This window comes from Exiguobacterium sp. s193 (genome assembly GCF_018618755.1).
Taxonomy (GTDB): domain Bacteria; phylum Bacillota; class Bacilli; order Exiguobacteriales; family Exiguobacteriaceae; genus Exiguobacterium_A.
This window is the reverse complement of the sequence record NZ_JACSMR010000001.1, coordinates 234,013-250,761: the sequence shown is the minus strand read 5'-3', so window position 1 is coordinate 250,761 and position 16,749 is coordinate 234,013. Positions and strand designations below refer to the sequence as shown.

Genomic DNA, 16,749 nt, shown 5'->3' with positions numbered 1-16,749 from the left:
ATGAAAATTTATAAAGCAGATTTTATTACAAGTGGTGTCAATCCGGAACATTATCCGGAACCACTCCTTCCGGAAGTTGCGTTAGCCGGGCGATCGAACGTCGGAAAATCCTCGTTCATCAACAAGCTCGTCCAGCGAAAAGCACTCGCCCGGACTTCTTCAAAACCAGGTAAAACACAAACACTAAACTTCTTCAACATCAATGATGAACTGATGTTCGTTGACGTACCAGGATACGGGTATGCGAAAGTCTCGAAAACAGAGCGAGAAGCATGGGGCAAGATGATGGAAAAGTATTTCACGACACGTGAAATACTAAAAGGTGTTGTCTTACTCGTCGACATCCGTCATGAACCGTCAGCAGATGATGTCATCATGTACGACTTCTTGAAGTACTACGACTTATCGGTGATCGTCGTCGCGACGAAACTCGATAAAATCAAACGGGGTCAGCGCGATAAGCAGATTGCAGCAATCAAGCGGAAACTGCAATTTGATGGTCAAGATACGTTCATTCCGTTTTCTTCTGAAACGGGTGAAGGTGTCGATGCAGCATGGGAAGCGATTTACAGTCATCTGTAAAAAAGAGGCGCAAAGTAGGATAGAAGTGAAACCATTGAATCAGACTACTGTTCATATAATGTGAACAGTAGTCTTTTTTGTACTTTATTGTTTCTTTTTACAAACTGCTTCCTTACTTGAATTTTAAATATCCATATATATGCGACTTTAGGAATTAGAGTTACAATGATAAGAACAACTTGTACTCATGGAACAATTTGTACTCATGGAAGGACGTGTACGCGTGAAACGGTATACATGGATTGCATTTATTTTGATAGTTCTTATTTTAACGCCACTCGCTTTGTGGTTTGTGCAGAAAGAGAAGACATTAAACATCATGTTATTTGATTACACGGTCGGCAAAGATGAACGTGAGCATGCAGGAACGACTTGGTTATTAAATCACTTAAAAATTCGAAAAGAGTCTGGAGAAGATTACAAGTACACCGATTACATTAATCGCTATGACGGAACGCAAGGTGCAGCAATGCTGAAACAAGCGGAACAAGCAGATGTCTTGTTGTTTACCGACACGTATGGGGAAAATTATTCCGTCAACGGGAAAAAAGAACATCGCGGTGGTCTGACATCCGAGGATGTAGAACTGGCGACCGATGCCATTTCAAAAGGAAAAACAGTTGTCGCCGAGTTTAATACGGCTGCGAGCCCAACGCCATCTGACCGTTCTAAATCGTTTCATCAATTATTCGGAACGGCTTGGACAGGATGGATTGGCCGGTTTTTCCCTGACTTGAAAGAATTACAAGGACTTGATCCAACTGTCGAAGAAAAGCTAATGGTTCAAGCAAAAGAAAAGACCTTTAAATTATCGGGACCGGGTTATGTCTTCATTAATGATTCGACAGGGGAAGCTTTTTTTGTAAATGATGATACCCCGTTACTGTATAAGTGGGATCAACAGCAAACTGCTGCTAAAGATGAAGTCCGCTACAATTACTGGTTCGAGGTATTGGAACTAGAGGGTGGAGAACAACAAGCCCACTTCTCGTGGAAACCATCAAAACAAACGCAAGCGATGTTACGGGCGCGACAGCTTCCGCTTGAATTTCCAGCATATGTGACACAAGGAAGTGCGCATTATTTTGCGGGTGACTATACGGATGTTGCGGATATCCCGCGCTACTACCGCTACAGTGGACTGGAATGGTTCCGCAAACAATTCATTTTAGATGGTGCAGAAAGTGAAACGGCCTTTTTTTGGAAAGTTTACGCACCGACTTTGCACCACATCCTAGAATCGACAAAATCAGTTCAGCAAGTAGCAGTCAAAACAAAACCACTTGCCGCGACGACGATTAATGATCAAACATTACGGACGCGAGCACGCGAAGGACAAGATACGCTCGAAATGTATCAGGATGGAAAATGGAAGCCATACTTCGTCAAAGGCGTAAATGTTGGTCTCGGACGACCGGGTGCATTCCCAGGGGAACATGCCATCAGTCGTAATGAATATGACCGTTGGCTGAAACAAATGGGGGAAATGGAAGTTAATACAATTCGAATCTATACACTTCACCCACCAGCTTTTTATGATGCCCTAAAGGCTTACAATGAGACGGCGAAGAAACCGATTTATTTAATGCAAGGAATGTGGGTTGAAGAAAAGCCGTTCGAGGAACTCAAAAACGCATACAATCCTGAGTTTTTAAAAATGACCGACACTGAAGCGAAGCGAATGGTCGATGTCATTCACGGAAATGCAGTCGTTAAAGAAGTAGTTGGGCATGCGTCAGGAACGTACACATCGGACGTCTCGCAATACGTTTCAGCATTCGTCTTCGGAATCGAGTGGTTGCCGGAGGCAGTCGTGGAAACGAATAAAAAAAATAAAGGGACACGTTTTGAAGGAAACTATGTCACGACAACAAAAGATGCTTCTCCTTTTGAGTCGTGGTTAGCGGGACGAATGGACACGGCGACAGCTTATGAAGTCAATCAATACAAAACGACACGACCGATTGGATCAACGAACTGGCCGACGACGGATCCGCTCTCACACCCGAACGAAGCAGAGGAAGAACAAGATCTTGTCTCACTCGATTTTAATCATTTAAAAGCGACGAAGAACTTTGCAGGAGGTTTATTCGCCTCGTATCATATTTATCCGTATTATCCTTCGTTCATCAAAGAAGAGTTTGGGAAAAAGACGGATACGAGCTCTGAATCATATCGTCGTTATTTGAAAAAAATAAACACGTATCACGAAATGCCAATCCTCGTCTCTGAATTCGGAATCCCGAGTTCGCGAGGTAAAACGCATCTTGGACCAAACGGATTTGATCAAGGACATGTCAGTGAAGAAAAACAAGGTGAGTTAGTCGCGAATCTTTACCAAGATATTGTTGATACAAAAATGGCTGGAGGACTCGTCTTCATTTGGCAAGATGAATGGTTTAAGCGGACGTGGAACACGATGGATTATGACGATGCGAATACACGACCACGCTGGTCGAACGTTCAGACGAGTGAACAGCATTTCGGGATGCTTGGGTTCTTACGTTCGGACATCGTCATCGATGGAAAAATGGACGATTGGGATGGCTATGCCCCGATTGCTCAAAACGAGCAACAGGCAATTTATATGACATCCGACGAAGCTTATCTGTATTTACGTATTGATCGAAAAAAAGTCGAGCCGACGACGGTTGCCTTGTCAACAAAACCAAATGATGGAAATCAGCGAGTTGGGGACATGACGCTCGAAGAAGGAGCGGAATATCGTTTGACAATCGACAAGAAGGCGCGCATCGATGTGGATGAACGCTATGATATCTTCCGCTATCATTATGGACTGAAGATGCCTTTTGAGATGGTCGCTCCACCAAGTGATGAAAAAAATAGTGGGAACTTCAACCCGATTTATCAAATGCTCGACTATGCAAGACGTGATCCAGTCACGAAAAAAATTGTCAAACCTGCTGTCAAATGGGATACCGGTGTACTGCACGAAGGATCAGCAGACAGCATTTTGACGGATATTTCGGATTTAACTAAACCAACAATCGAACTTCGGATTCCGTGGATGGTCTTGAACATGCGCGATCCAAGTAAACATGAAATCATCGGTGATTTTTGGAAAGAGGGTCTCGAAGCAAAAATGGTGACAGAAGGAATCGAAGTGACGGGTCAAGTCGGGACGACCCGTATACCTGAAGTTAACCGTGGATTTTATAGTTGGTCTGAATGGACAAGTCCACAACAAAAAGAACAATTGAAGCCAATCTATGAGACGATGCGTCAAGCATTTAGCAAAGGAGTGGAATAAATGCGTCGAGAAGAGATATGGCGATTGATTCATACATCAATCGAACCAACGAATGACGAGACAGGAACGACGATAGAATATGGGGAGGCTGAGGTCGGACAATCGACTTCAGCAGTCTTGTTTATTCATACGGTCGGTGTAATGCCAGAGGCAATCAACAATTTATTTGAAGAAGGGAAATGTATTCGAACAGATATTTCGTATGCGGATGTCGTCGTCGCGAGCGAGCCATTCGATGAAGAAAGGACTCCAGTCATTTATCTGAAGCAAGATGAAGATGATACTTTCTATTTGTTAGAGAATGCCCGTGAAGTCATTCCGAGCAATCTTCCAAAAGCATTAATACTTGATCGGTTGATGCGCTATAAACGTGTTCAACGTGTCAAAGATGTCGTTATCGTGACGGAAGATCCACATTTAAAACGAATGCTTGAACGGGAACTAGTAGAGCGTTTCGAAACGGCAATTTCGTATGAACGAGCAGAGATTTTTTTTGAAGAGCATGTCGCGATCCGACCCTTCTTGCTAGTCTTTTCTTCGGCCCTACCGCGAGCAGATGGTCTAGAGCTATTGCTACGTGCGAAACAACAGAGTATCGTGCCGTTTCATTCAATCATGATTTCGATGTACAACCGCGAACGTGATCACGTCCTAGCAATCGAGCGAGGTGTCGACGGCATCATGACGTTACCGCTGAAAGTAGAGGAGTTCCGGGCTTGGATTCGACGTATCGAAGAGGTGAGGTCATGAGATGGATTTTGTTCTTCATTTTCCTACTTGTCGTGTTGCAAGTAGGAGCACTTTTATATCTCGTCATTCAAAAGCGTAAACGAGGAAAACAAGAACAATCACGTCTTGATTGGCAAATGCAGTTTCGGGAAGAACTGTATGCATATGCGACTGAAGAACAAAGTGAGATGCCAGCTGTCAAAAAAGGACATGAAGATTTAGTCGAGCTTGAATTATTCGCATTTTCTAATTTGACGGCAACCGAACATCATTTAGAGCGTATTTATCAGTTTGTTGAAGTGAGTTTGTTACCGTACTACGCAAAACAAGTTAATCATCGGCGGATTGACCGTCGACTCAATGCCTACGAGGCGATTGCCCAATTTCGACTAAGTCCTGTTGCTGAGTCACTTAAACAACGATTGGCTACGGATATCTCAAAAGAAGAAGTCGATGTCATCATTCGGACACTGGTTTCAATTTCTCCATCGTTTGCAATCGAAGCGGCAAAAACGAACCAGGAAATCAGTTTTTTTGGAGCTGTACTCGCAGTTGGACGAAGTACAGATTTATCACTGTGGATTCAATCGTTTGATGAGTTGACCTTGTCGTTTCAAATGGCGATTCTCCAATTGATTCATGACCGAGATCAGACGGAGTACTTGGAACTCGTTCGTAATAAGACGATGGATGATCATCCAGAAGTTCGAAAACGCGCGTTACGCGCCTTGACGCGGATCGGGCTTGAAGAAGATTGGGCACTCTACCTCCCGTATCTTGAAGAAGAATCGAGTTGGGTCGAACAGATGTTAGCCCTTCGCTTTCTAGAAAATGTCGGACGAAAAGATAATGTCACATCGATTCTGCCTTTCGTCGGGAGTCGCTCCTGGTGGGTTCGGACGGCTGCCTTTGATGCGTTACTCGCTTGTGGAGGACTGGAGCAACTCGCACTTGTCGCACAGTCGCATCCAGACCGTTATGCGAAACAAAAAGCGACGGAACGCTTAGCGAAGGAGATGAAACAACATGTCATCTGAAACCATACAATCGGTCATCAATGTCCTATCCTGGACCGTTCTCATCTATATGATTCTCGTCATTTTATTTTATTCGTCACTTTATCTGATTTCCGCACAGATGGTTCGGAAGCAACGCTTTCGTCGGAAGGAAAGTTCGTATCTGCCGTTAATGCGGTCACTCTACACACGGCCGGTCAGTATTTTGGTCCCAGCCTACAATGAGGAGTACACGATTGTCACGAGTGTTCAAGCGTTGCTTGCAATCGATTATCCGGAGCATGAAGTCATCGTCATTAACGATGGTTCGAGTGACGGAACAATCGATCAATTGTTTAAAACCTATGAACTTGAAAAAGAATTACGCTTCCCTCGGATCTTGATTGGTTCAAAACCGGTCAAAGCAGTCTATCGTTCGCGAATCGATGCCCGTCTCATCGTCATCGATAAAGAAAACGGCGGGAAGGCAGATGCGTTGAACGCCGGTATCGATTATTCGAGTTATCCGTACTTTTGTTCCCTCGATGCGGATTCTGTATTGGAACGAGATGCGTTATTGAAGGTCATGAAACCAATCGTCGAATCAGATGAGGAAGTCGTCGCGACATGCGGATCGATTTTCCTCGTGAATGGCTGTACGATCGAAGGCGGGGAAATCGTTGAAATTAGAACGCCGAAACAACGAATCGTCTTGATGCAGATGATTGAATATTTCCGTGCCTTTTTGTTCGGGCGACTCGGACTCAGCCGATTTAACTTGTTGTTGATCGTGTCCGGGGCATTTGGTCTTTTCCAAAAAGATATCGTCGTCAAGGCGGGCGGATATAAGGAGGGACTGGTCGGAGAAGACATGGAGCTCGTCGTCCGTCTTCACCGGTACATGAAGGAAAATAAATTGAACAAGCGCATCGAATATGTTCCGTCACCCGTTTGTTGGACGCAAGCACCAGAAACGATGGACGTGTTACGTTCGCAGCGTACGCGCTGGCATCGTGGTCTTGCGGAAACGTTATGGACCCACAAACGAATGATCGGGAATCCGCGTTACGGATTCGTCGGTAGCATCTCGATGTTATATTTTTTCTTGATTGAGTTACTTGGTCCGATCGTCGAATTAATCGGTTACTTCATCATTCCGCTCAACTTACTTGTCGGGACGCTGAACTTTGAGTTCGGAATCGTCCTGTTAACGGTCGCCTTGTTATATGGTTCACTCCTGTCTGCTGGCGCTGTCTTACTCGAAGAGTGGACGATGCACCGGTTTAAGAACGTAAAAGAATTGATTCGACTGTACTTGTGGTCATTGACGGAATCGTTTTGGTACCGCCCGATTCTCGTCTTCTTTAAGCTCGGGGGATTAATTCAATTCATGACGGGACGCGGTCAGTGGGGTAAAATGGAACGGCAGCGACTGGACGAAGTCGTACAAGAAGAAAAAACGAGTTAATGTTTGAAATGACAACATGTAGGAGGATTGTTCGTGGACTTACTTCGAAACAAATGGTTTAAAGCATTACTTTGGATCTTGACGATTTTCTTAGTCATCTGGGTCGGGACGAAGATTTCGTTTTTGTTCCAACCGATTAAAGTCATGCTCGCGTTGATTTTTCCACCGCTGATCATTGCGGGAATCTTTTATTACTTTACGCTTGGAATCGTCGATACGCTGCAAAAACGGGTCAAGAAACGGGGTCTTGCCGTCTTGATTGTTTTACTTGCATTTATTAGTATCCTGACGCTGGTCATTACGTTACTCGGACCAATCCTTGTCAAGCAGGTGACGGAATTCGTCACAAGTATTCCGGACCTCGTAATCGAGTTACGTGACCAAACGTTGAATCTGCGTGACCAGCTGATGGGGAATCGTTTCATCTCGAACTGGGTTCAACACAATACGGAACTGTTTGACGAATGGACGAATGAAGCGACCTCGTATATCGGAACCGTCTTTAAGTCTGTCACGGCGTCTGTCGGAACGATTTTTGGTGTGATTTCATCAACAGTGCTCGTCATCGTTCTCGTCCCGTTCATTTTAGTTTACATGTTGCTTGACGGATATAAGTTCCCCGATTCGGTCGTCAAACTGTTACCAAAAGGCTACGAAAAAGAGACGCGCAACATCCTGCATGATATGCATGTGACCGTCAAACACTATGTCAACGGTCAAATCATCGTCTCGCTTTGTGTCGGCTTGATGTCATTGATTGGTTTCTTTATCGCAGACATCCAGTATGCCTTACTGCTTGCGTTGTTCTGTACCGTCACGAACATCATTCCGTACCTCGGTCCTTACATCGGAGCGGTGCCTGCCGTCATCGTCGGATTCATCGATGATCCGATTAAGGCACTGTATGCCATCATCACGATTGTCGTCGCCCAACAAATTGAATCGAATCTGATTTCGCCATACGTGCAAGGTAAGACGTTGAAAGTCCATCCGTTGACGATCATCATCGTCTTGCTCGTCGCCGGGAAAATCGCCGGAATCATCGGTGTCATTTTGGCGGTCCCGACGTATGCGGTATCAAAAGTCGTCATTCAAAACATTGCCCGGATTTATCGTTTGCGTCAGCAACAGTTTGACTTACAGACGGAACACTCACCGATCATCACCGATTCTTCAAAATCATAACAATCCGCCCTCTGCCGAACCATTCAAGCAGAGGGTTTGTGATTTGTGACAGAGAGGGATAGGATGAAAGGATACATTTCACAACTTCGACTCATTTTAGTTTATAAATTGATTGGAATCTTTTTTATAATGGTTATAATGTAGAGTAGAGAAGAAAAGATAGATGAGAATGAAATCTTTGGACGTAAGGGGTAGAGCGCATGCATATCGTAGTTGTCGGTTTAAATAATAAGACGGCGCCTGTATCAATCCGCGAACAAGTCTCATTTGGGGAACATGAGATGAAGGGAGCGGTCGTGGCGCTACGAGATGAAAAGAGTATTTTTGAGAGCGTCATCGTGTCGACTTGTAACCGAACGGAATTATATGTCGTGACGGATCAACCACACACAGGACGTTATTATACAAAACGTTTTCTCGCGAACTGGTTCGGCTTGACGATGGAGGAACTAGAGCCTTATTTGTTTATTCACGAGGGGTTTGATGCAATGAAGCACTTGTTCCGGGTAACGAGTGGACTGGATTCGATGATCGTTGGGGAAACACAAATTTTAGGTCAGGTGAAGACAAGTTTCTTTACGGCGCAAAAACTCGAGACGACAGGAACGGTCTTCAATAAGTTATTCAAAGAAGCGGTGACGCTTGCGAAACGGGCCCACGCTGAAACAGGAATTGGTGAAAGTGCCGTATCGGTCAGTGCTGCTGCCGTGACACTTGCAGAACAGTTACTCGGGTCACTTGAAGACAAATCAATCGTCGTCATTGGTGCAGGTGAGACGGGTGAATTGACAACGCTCAACCTGTATGAAGCGGGTGCACGGGACATCACGGTCTTTAACCGGACACTGGCGAAAGCAGAAGAAGTTGCGAATCGTTTCGAAGGGTCTGCACATTCGATTAACGAAATGCAATGTGGCCTCCTTCGGGCTGATATCGTCATTTCTTCTACCGGTGCGAAACGTGCCATCATCAAGCGGGAAGACATCGCGGCAGCCCAACTGTTCCGCAGTGACCGTCCGTTTTTGTTGATTGATATCGCCGTACCACGGGATATCGAGCCGACAGCAGGTGATTTACCGGGCGTTCATTTATATGACGTCGATGATTTAACGTCAATCGTCCAGCAAAATATGGCGGAGCGGATGAAAGAGGCGGCTAAAATCGAGTTACGGATTGAAGCGGCAATCGCTGAGTTCGAAGGTTGGTTGACGACGCTTGGTGTCGTACCAATCATCACGGAACTGCGTGACCAATCGCTGAAAATTCAACAAGATACGATGTTGAGCCTCGAACGAAAATTACCGGATATGTCGGCGCGCGAAAAAGCCGTCATCGGAAAACACATGAAATCGATCATCAATCAATTACTGCGGGAGCCGCTCTCCTATATTAAAGACGCGGCGGCAAAACCGGACGCAGAACAACGCATTGCCCAGTTCATGGACACGTTTGCACTTGATGAGGACTTATTTGATGCTTCTGTCGAAGAAGTCGTTTTACAAGACGAAACTTCTAAACCACGCAAAGCTGTGAATCGATGAACAAAGCGGGAATTGTGTTACAATAGAAAAGCATGGGGCGGACTTGTGCCGCCCCTTTATTATTGTACAGGGGGATTTTAGCATGCGAAAAATCATAGTAGGTTCACGCAGTTCGAAATTAGCGATGACACAGACGAAATGGGTCATCGAGCAATTAAAACAAGCGGGTGCACCATATGACTTCGAAATCAAAAATATCATCACAAAAGGGGACCGCATCCTTGATGTGACCTTGTCTAAAGTCGGCGGAAAAGGATTGTTCGTCAAGGAAATCGAACAACAGATGCTGGATGAAGAAATCGATTTCGCCGTCCATAGCATGAAAGATCTTCCTTCAGAACTCCCGGCAGGTCTAATCATCGGTGCGACACCTGCACGTGTCGATGCACGCGATGCGCTCATTACGAAAACAGGCGGCGGGCTTGAGACACTGCCTGAAGGCGCGACGGTCGGGACAAGCAGCTTGCGCCGTGGGTCACAGTTGCTCAAATTGCGCCCGGATTTAAAGATTGAATCGATTCGCGGAAATATTGATACACGCCTCGAAAAGTTGAAGACGGGACCATTCGACGGGATTTTACTCGCAGCAGCCGGTCTGCAACGGATGGGGTGGTCAGATGAGATCGTCTCAGAATACATTTCGACGGACGCGATGATTCCTGCTGTCGGTCAAGGCATCTTGGCAATCGAATGCCGTGATCAAGACCAAGAAATTCGTGATCTCTTAAATTTAATTCATGATCAAATGACAGAGAAAGTGGCGTTTGCCGAGCGGTCATTCTTATCTGCCATCGAAGGAAGCTGTCACGTCCCGGTTGGTGGTTTTGCGACAATCAACGAAGATTTATCGACGACACTCGTCGGTTTCATCGGTTCGGTCGACGGGACACAAATCTTACTCGAACGCGAAACTTCGCTCGACCCGATGCAACTCGGTCAGCTCGTCGCTGATCGGTTACTCGATGCCGGTGGTCGCGAAATTCTCGCGGCGTTGCCGGATGACTTATAAGCGACTGGTCTTGACCGGGAGTCGTCCGCCGAACGCGGCGCAAGTGCAGCGGTTAGCGGAACGACAGATTGACGTCATTTACGAACCGAGTATCGTGACAGTACCCGTGGCATTCGAATTGCCACCAGCACTCGATTGGTTAGTCGTGACGAGTCCGACCGGTGTCGAACGAATTGTGCCGCATTTACCGCAGTTACGTGCGACGAAGATTGCCGTCGTCGGTACAAAAACGGCACGAGTCCTTGAACGGGCAGGTCGAAGCGCCGATTTCATTCCGTCTGCTTTTACAGGGGATGTTCTCGTTGACGAGTTACAGCATCAACTGTTACCGAACCAGCGGATTTGTTTTGCCCGTGGAAACCGGTCGCGGCAGGAACCGCTTGAACGATTAAAACAAGTAGTCGCAGCTGACGTCCTCGAAGTCGTGACGTATGAAACGAACATACGCCAGATTCCGCGAGAACGTTTGTCTGGCGCAACGTATATCGGATTACAAAGTCCATCTGCCGTCGAAGCACTCGCTTCGTTAGCACTTGAAACGTCTGCGACGTATGTCGCGATTGGCCCCGTCACAGAACAAGCTGCACGACGCGCAGGACTGAGACCTCTACGTAGCGCAAAGACGTTTACGCTCGACGGATTGATTGACTGCATTTTAGAGGAGGAACTGGAATGAACACATTAGAATTCGCACGCCACCGCCGTTTACGAAATACGGCTTCACTTCGCTCGCTCGTACGAGAAAATCATTTGCATAAATCAGACTTGATTTATCCACTGTTTATCGCAGAAGGAGAAGACATTAAGCGTGAAGTCAGTTCGATGCCTGGTGTGTTCAATTTATCGCTTGATCATCTTGAAGCGGAAATCAAAGAAGTTGTCTCGCTCGGTATCGAGTCCGTCATCTTGTTCGGTGTTCCGCATGACCATTTAAAAGATGAACAGGGCACAGGGGCGTTCCACGATCACGGGATTGTCCAGGAAGCGACACGTCTCGTTAAAAAGATTGCACCGCAACTGACGGTCATCGCGGATACGTGTCTCTGTGAATATACTTCGACAGGCCATTGCGGTATCGTCGCGGACGGTACGGTCGATAATGATGCCTCACTTCCCCTGCACGTCCAAACAGCCGTCTCTCAAGCACGGGCTGGTGCAGATATCATTGCCCCATCCTCGATGATGGACGGATTTGTTGCTGCGATCCGTCAAGGGCTCGATGAGAATGGTTTCAGCCATATCCCGGTCATGAGCTACGGCGTCAAATATGCATCTGCGTATTACGGTCCTTTCCGTGACGCGGCCAATTCAGCACCAGGTGAAGGGGACCGTAAAGGATATCAAATGGACCCGGCGAACCGTCGCGAAGCCTTCCGGGAAGCGACAGCGGATGTGGAGCAGGGGGCTGACTTCATGATTGTCAAACCGGCACTTGCCTTCATGGATATCATCCGTGACGTACGCGAACGAATCGACCTACCGATTGTCGCCTATAATGTTTCCGGGGAGTATGCGATGGTCAAAGCAGCAGCACTCAACGGTTGGATTGATGAAGAACGGATTGTCATGGAGACGATGCTTGGCTTTAAACGGGCTGGAGCAGATTTAATCATCACCTATTTCGCGAAAGACATCTGTCGTTACTTGGAGGGGTCGAAATGAGCTTAACCAATCAAAACTCAAAATCAAAAGCCGCTTTCGAACGGGCATTACCACTCATGCCGGGCGGTGTGAACAGTCCGGTCCGTGCCTATAAATCAGTTGGCATGACACCGATTTTTGCAGAACGGGCAAGTGGTTCGAAATTATATGATATCGATGGCAAAGAATACATCGATTACGTATTATCATGGGGACCGATGATTTTAGGTCACGCCGATCCAATCGTAACGGCGGCAATTCAAGAACAAGCGACACGTGGTTGGAGTTACGGGACACCGACTGAAATCGAGTCGGCGATGGCGGAACTTGTCATCAGCCGTGTCCCGTCGGTCGAAGTCGTCCGAATGGTCAACTCGGGGACGGAAGCAACGATGGCAGCATTACGTCTTGCGCGTGGGTATACAGGCAAAACGAAAATCCTGAAGTTTGAAGGCTGTTACCACGGACACGGCGATTCCTTGTTGATTAAAGCCGGTTCAGGCGTCGCGACGCTTGGCCTTCCAGACTCACCGGGAGTTCCGGCACAAATCGCCAGTATGACGTTGACGGTTCCTTATAACGACATGGATGCTGTCCGGACCGCCTTTGAAAAACATGGCGACGACATTGCAGGTGTCATCGTCGAACCAGCAGCTGGGAACATGGGCTTCGTCCCGCCGGCAGCTGGATTCCTCGAGGGGCTTCGTGAAATCACGGAAGCACACGGTACGTTGCTGATCTTCGACGAAGTCATGACCGGGTTCCGCGTCGGTTTCAACTGTGCCCAAGGATACTTCGGTGTCACACCAGACATCACATGTCTCGGTAAAGTCATCGGTGGTGGTATGCCGGTCGGTGCTTACGGTGGACGCCGTGACATCATGGAGCAAATCGCGCCGCAAGGTCCGATCTACCAAGCGGGTACGTTGTCCGGAAATCCGCTCGCAATGGCGGCAGGTCTCGCGACATTAACGCAGTTAAAACCGGAACACTACGAAGAATTTGACCGAAAAGCGAACCGTCTCGCGGAGGGCTATTTACAGGCTGCTGCGAAATACAACATTCCATTGACGACGAACCGGGCCGGCGCGATGTTCGGTGTCTTCTTCACGGATCAGCCCGTGACGAATTTCGAACAAGCGAAAACATCGAATCTTGAGATGTTCCGTTCGTACTATCAAAAGATGGCGGCGCGCGGAATCTTCCTTCCACCGTCACAATTCGAAGGACTCTTCTTGTCGACGGTCCACTCGGAAGACGATATCGAACGGACGATCGAAGCGGTCGAACTGACATTTAAAGAACTCCAGGTCGAATTTAACCGTTAAGGAGTTCTTGACGGGCGATGGACGTCTCGGATAAAATAAGGGAAGAATAATTTGGAAACAGCGATGACGGGAAGAGTAGCGTGATCACAGACTGTATGAGAGAACACATCCACCGGCTGAGAGATGTGACAGTGTGTCCGCGTGAAGGTCACCCCACGAGCTGGTATCGTAAGCGCGAGCGAGCGATATCCGGATTCCGCACGTTACGCGGGCTAGAGGGCACTCCCGTTATCGGGGTGAACTAAGGTGGTACCGCGGAAGAGCAACGGCTTCTTTCGTCCTTAGATGAGGACGAGAGTAGCCGTTTTTATTATGGGTAAAAGGAGCGATTTAGATGCAGGAATTATCAATGCCGACGAAATATGATCCGCAGGCGACGGAAGAAAAATGGTACGACTTTTGGCTGGAAGGGGAGTATTTCAAAGCTGATCAAGATCCAGAGAAAGCACCGTACACGATCGTCATCCCACCACCGAACGTGACAGGGAAACTTCATCTCGGTCATGCTTGGGATACGACGTTACAGGACATGCTGACACGGATGAAGCGGATGCAAGGGTTCGACGTCCTGTACTTGCCGGGAATGGATCACGCGGGAATCGCGACACAAGCAAAAGTCGAACAGAAGCTCCGAGCGGAAGGAAAGTCACGTCTTGAAATGGGACGTGAGAAGTTCCTCGAACAATCATGGGCGTGGAAAGAAGAATATGCTTCAACAATCCGTGCGCAATGGTCGAAACTCGGACTTGGTCTGGATTACTCACGTGAGCGTTTTACGCTCGATGAAGGATTATCTGAAGCGGTCCAGGAAGTCTTTGTTAAACTGTATGAAAAAGGTTTGATTTACCGTGGCGAATACATCGTCAACTGGGACCCGGCGACGAAAACAGCGATTTCCGATATCGAAGTCATCTATAAAGATATCGAAGGTGCTTTTTACCACCTCAGTTATCCATTGACGGACGGAACAGGTCACGTCGAACTCGCGACGACGCGCCCGGAGACGATGCTTGGGGATACGGCAATCGCCGTCAATCCGAAAGATGAGCGTTACGCTCACCTCGTCGGGAAAACGATCACGTTACCGATCGTCGAACGAGAAATCCCGATCGTCGCTGACGAATATGTCGATATGGAATTCGGAACAGGTGTTGTTAAAATCACGCCAGCCCATGACCCGAACGACTTTGAAGTCGGAAACCGGCATGATTTACCACGTGTCCTCGTCATGAATGAAGACGGAACGATGAACGAAAATGCCGGGAAATATGAAGGCATGGACCGGTTCGACTGCCGGAAACAAATCGTTGAGGATTTAAAAGCTTCTGGTGTCTTGATTAAAGTCGAGCCTCACTTACACTCGGTCGGTCACTCGGAACGGTCGGATGCAGTCGTTGAACCGTATTTGTCACTGCAATGGTTCGTTAAGATGGAGCCACTCGCTGAAAAAGCACTTGCTGAACAACAAGGCGACGATAAAATCAACTTCGTCCCACAACGGTTCGAAAACACCTATGTCCGCTGGATGGAGAATATCCGTGACTGGTGTGTCAGCCGTCAACTTTGGTGGGGACACCGGATTCCAGCCTGGTACCATAAAGAAACAGGCGAAGTGTTCGTTGGGAAAGAAGCACCTGCCGACATCGAAAACTGGGAGCAAGACAACGATGTCCTCGATACGTGGTTCTCATCAGCGCTTTGGCCGTTCTCGACGATGGGCTGGCCGAATACGGATGCTGCGGATTACCAAAAGTACTTCCCGACGTCGACACTCGTTACGGGTTACGACATCATCGCTTTCTGGGTGTCACGGATGATTTTTCAATCGTATGAGTTTACAGGCGAACGTCCATTCAACGATGTGTTGATTCATGGTCTGATTCGTGACTCGGAAGGCCGTAAGATGTCGAAATCACTCGGTAACGGAATCGATCCGATGGATGTCATCGAAAAATATGGTGCCGATTCACTCCGTTGGTTCTTGACGACAGGATCGACTCCAGGGAACGATTTACGCTTCTACTGGGAAAAAATCGAAGCGACGTGGAACTTCTCAAATAAATTGTGGAACGCGAGTCGTTTTGCACTGATGAACATGGACGGTCTGACGTATGAAGAAATCGATCTGACGGGCGAAAAATCACTTGCCGATCAGTGGATTTTGACACGTCTGAATACGACGATTGACGACGTAACGCGCTTATCCGATAAGTATGAGTTCGGTGAAGCTGGTCGGATCCTTTACCACTTCATCTGGGAAGATTTCTGTAACTGGTACATCGAGATGGCGAAGTTACCGCTCAACGGTGAAAACGAGGCCGCTAAATTGACGACGCGTTCAATTCTTGCGTACACGCTCGACCAAATCATGCGTCTGATGCACCCGTTCATGCCGTTCATCACGGAAGAGATTTGGCAGCACTTGCCGCATCAAGGGGAGACGATCACGCGTGCCGCTTGGCCGACACGTAACGAGACACTCGACTTCCCGCAAGCAGTTCCTGCGTTCGAAGCTGTCCAAAACGTCATCCGGTCGGTCCGGAACATTCGTGCCGAAGTGAACGCACCGATGTCAAAACAAATTCAATTGATGATTTCGACGAGTGACGACCAGGTGCAACATGATTTAGAGACGAATATCTCGTACTTGAAGAAGTTTACGAATGCTTCCGAATTACTTGTCGAACGTAGCATGGCGGCACCGGAAAAAGCACTCAGTGCCATCGTGACCGGCGCAGAATTGTTCATTCCGTTGGCTGACTTAATCAACATCGAAGAAGAAATAGCCCGCTTGAACAAAGAACTCGTCAAGTATACGAAAGAAGTCGAACGGGTCGAGAAAAAACTCAACAACCCTGGTTTCGTCGGAAAAGCACCGGCACATGTCATCGAAGAAGAACAAGCGAAAGCACAAGACTACAATGAAAAACGTGCAGCAGTCGAAGCACGGATCAACGAACTATCTCAATAATTCCAACAGTGGCTCAAGTTTCCTTGAGC

12 protein-coding genes are annotated in these 16,749 nt (G+C 47.4%); all 12 read left to right on the top strand.

Annotation, left to right across the window (positions count from 1 at the left end):
- The 12 genes from yihA (at position 1) to KNQ04_RS01160 (ending at position 16,720) form a co-directional block, all read left to right on the top strand.
- On the top strand, positions 1-582 hold the full coding sequence (gene yihA / locus KNQ04_RS01215) for a ribosome biogenesis GTP-binding protein YihA/YsxC (RefSeq protein ID WP_029331083.1): 582 nt from the start codon (positions 1-3) through the stop codon (positions 580-582).
- 223 nt (positions 583-805) lie between these two features.
- A complete protein-coding gene (locus tag KNQ04_RS01210; RefSeq protein ID WP_353049700.1) occupies positions 806-3,853 on the top strand; it encodes a hypothetical protein in 3,048 nt (1,015 codons plus the stop codon).
- Positions 3,854-4,603 (top strand): DNA-binding transcriptional response regulator, encoded by a 750-nt coding sequence (locus KNQ04_RS01205; protein WP_214846762.1) that lies wholly within the window; start codon positions 3,854-3,856, stop codon positions 4,601-4,603.
- Positions 4,600-5,619 carry a HEAT repeat domain-containing protein gene (locus tag KNQ04_RS01200; protein WP_214846761.1) on the top strand — a complete coding sequence of 340 codons (1,020 nt, stop codon included), beginning with the start codon at positions 4,600-4,602 and terminating at the stop codon, positions 5,617-5,619. Before KNQ04_RS01205 ends, KNQ04_RS01200 begins: the two co-directional genes overlap by 4 nt.
- Positions 5,609-7,045 (top strand): glycosyltransferase family 2 protein, encoded by a 1,437-nt coding sequence (locus tag KNQ04_RS01195; protein ID WP_214846760.1) that lies wholly within the window; start codon positions 5,609-5,611, stop codon positions 7,043-7,045. Before KNQ04_RS01200 ends, KNQ04_RS01195 begins: the two co-directional genes overlap by 11 nt.
- A gap of 33 nt (positions 7,046-7,078) precedes the next feature.
- Positions 7,079-8,230, top strand: coding sequence for an AI-2E family transporter (locus KNQ04_RS01190; protein WP_214846759.1), 1,152 nt, complete (start codon positions 7,079-7,081; stop codon positions 8,228-8,230).
- Positions 8,231-8,430: 200 nt separating this feature from the next.
- The gene (hemA, locus tag KNQ04_RS01185; protein WP_214846758.1) at positions 8,431-9,771 is read left to right on the top strand and encodes a glutamyl-tRNA reductase; all 1,341 of its coding nucleotides are present in this window, start codon (positions 8,431-8,433) and stop codon (positions 9,769-9,771) included.
- Between the two features lie 82 nt (positions 9,772-9,853).
- The gene (gene hemC / locus KNQ04_RS01180; protein WP_214846756.1) at positions 9,854-10,780 is read left to right on the top strand and encodes a hydroxymethylbilane synthase; all 927 of its coding nucleotides are present in this window, start codon (positions 9,854-9,856) and stop codon (positions 10,778-10,780) included.
- A complete protein-coding gene (locus KNQ04_RS01175) occupies positions 10,770-11,456 on the top strand; it encodes a uroporphyrinogen-III synthase (RefSeq protein WP_214846754.1) in 687 nt (228 codons plus the stop codon). Before hemC ends, KNQ04_RS01175 begins: the two co-directional genes overlap by 11 nt.
- A complete protein-coding gene (gene hemB, locus KNQ04_RS01170) occupies positions 11,453-12,442 on the top strand; it encodes a porphobilinogen synthase (protein ID WP_214846753.1) in 990 nt (329 codons plus the stop codon). The genes KNQ04_RS01175 and hemB overlap by 4 nt, the downstream gene beginning before the upstream one ends.
- A complete protein-coding gene (gene hemL / locus KNQ04_RS01165) occupies positions 12,439-13,749 on the top strand; it encodes a glutamate-1-semialdehyde 2,1-aminomutase (RefSeq protein WP_214846751.1) in 1,311 nt (436 codons plus the stop codon). The genes hemB and hemL overlap by 4 nt, the downstream gene beginning before the upstream one ends.
- Before the next feature lie 334 nt (positions 13,750-14,083).
- Positions 14,084-16,720, top strand: coding sequence for a valine--tRNA ligase (locus KNQ04_RS01160; protein ID WP_214846749.1), 2,637 nt, complete (start codon positions 14,084-14,086; stop codon positions 16,718-16,720).
- Positions 16,721-16,749: the final 29 nt, after the last annotated feature.

Excerpts from the sequence above, each read along its gene's own strand:
- yihA (WP_029331083.1), top strand. The coding sequence starts at position 1 with ATGAAAATTTATAAAGCAGATTTTATTACAAGTGGTGTCAATCCGGAA.
- KNQ04_RS01205 (WP_214846762.1), top strand. The coding sequence starts at position 3,854 with ATGCGTCGAGAAGAGATATGGCGATTGATTCATACATCAATCGAACCA.
- KNQ04_RS01200 (WP_214846761.1), top strand. The coding sequence starts at position 4,600 with ATGAGATGGATTTTGTTCTTCATTTTCCTACTTGTCGTGTTGCAAGTA.
- KNQ04_RS01195 (WP_214846760.1), top strand. The coding sequence starts at position 5,609 with ATGTCATCTGAAACCATACAATCGGTCATCAATGTCCTATCCTGGACC.
- hemA (WP_214846758.1), top strand. The coding sequence starts at position 8,431 with ATGCATATCGTAGTTGTCGGTTTAAATAATAAGACGGCGCCTGTATCA.
- hemC (WP_214846756.1), top strand. The coding sequence starts at position 9,854 with ATGCGAAAAATCATAGTAGGTTCACGCAGTTCGAAATTAGCGATGACA.
- KNQ04_RS01175 (WP_214846754.1), top strand. The coding sequence starts at position 10,770 with ATGACTTATAAGCGACTGGTCTTGACCGGGAGTCGTCCGCCGAACGCG.
- hemB (WP_214846753.1), top strand. The coding sequence starts at position 11,453 with ATGAACACATTAGAATTCGCACGCCACCGCCGTTTACGAAATACGGCT.
- hemL (WP_214846751.1), top strand. The coding sequence starts at position 12,439 with ATGAGCTTAACCAATCAAAACTCAAAATCAAAAGCCGCTTTCGAACGG.
- KNQ04_RS01160 (WP_214846749.1), top strand. The coding sequence starts at position 14,084 with ATGCAGGAATTATCAATGCCGACGAAATATGATCCGCAGGCGACGGAA.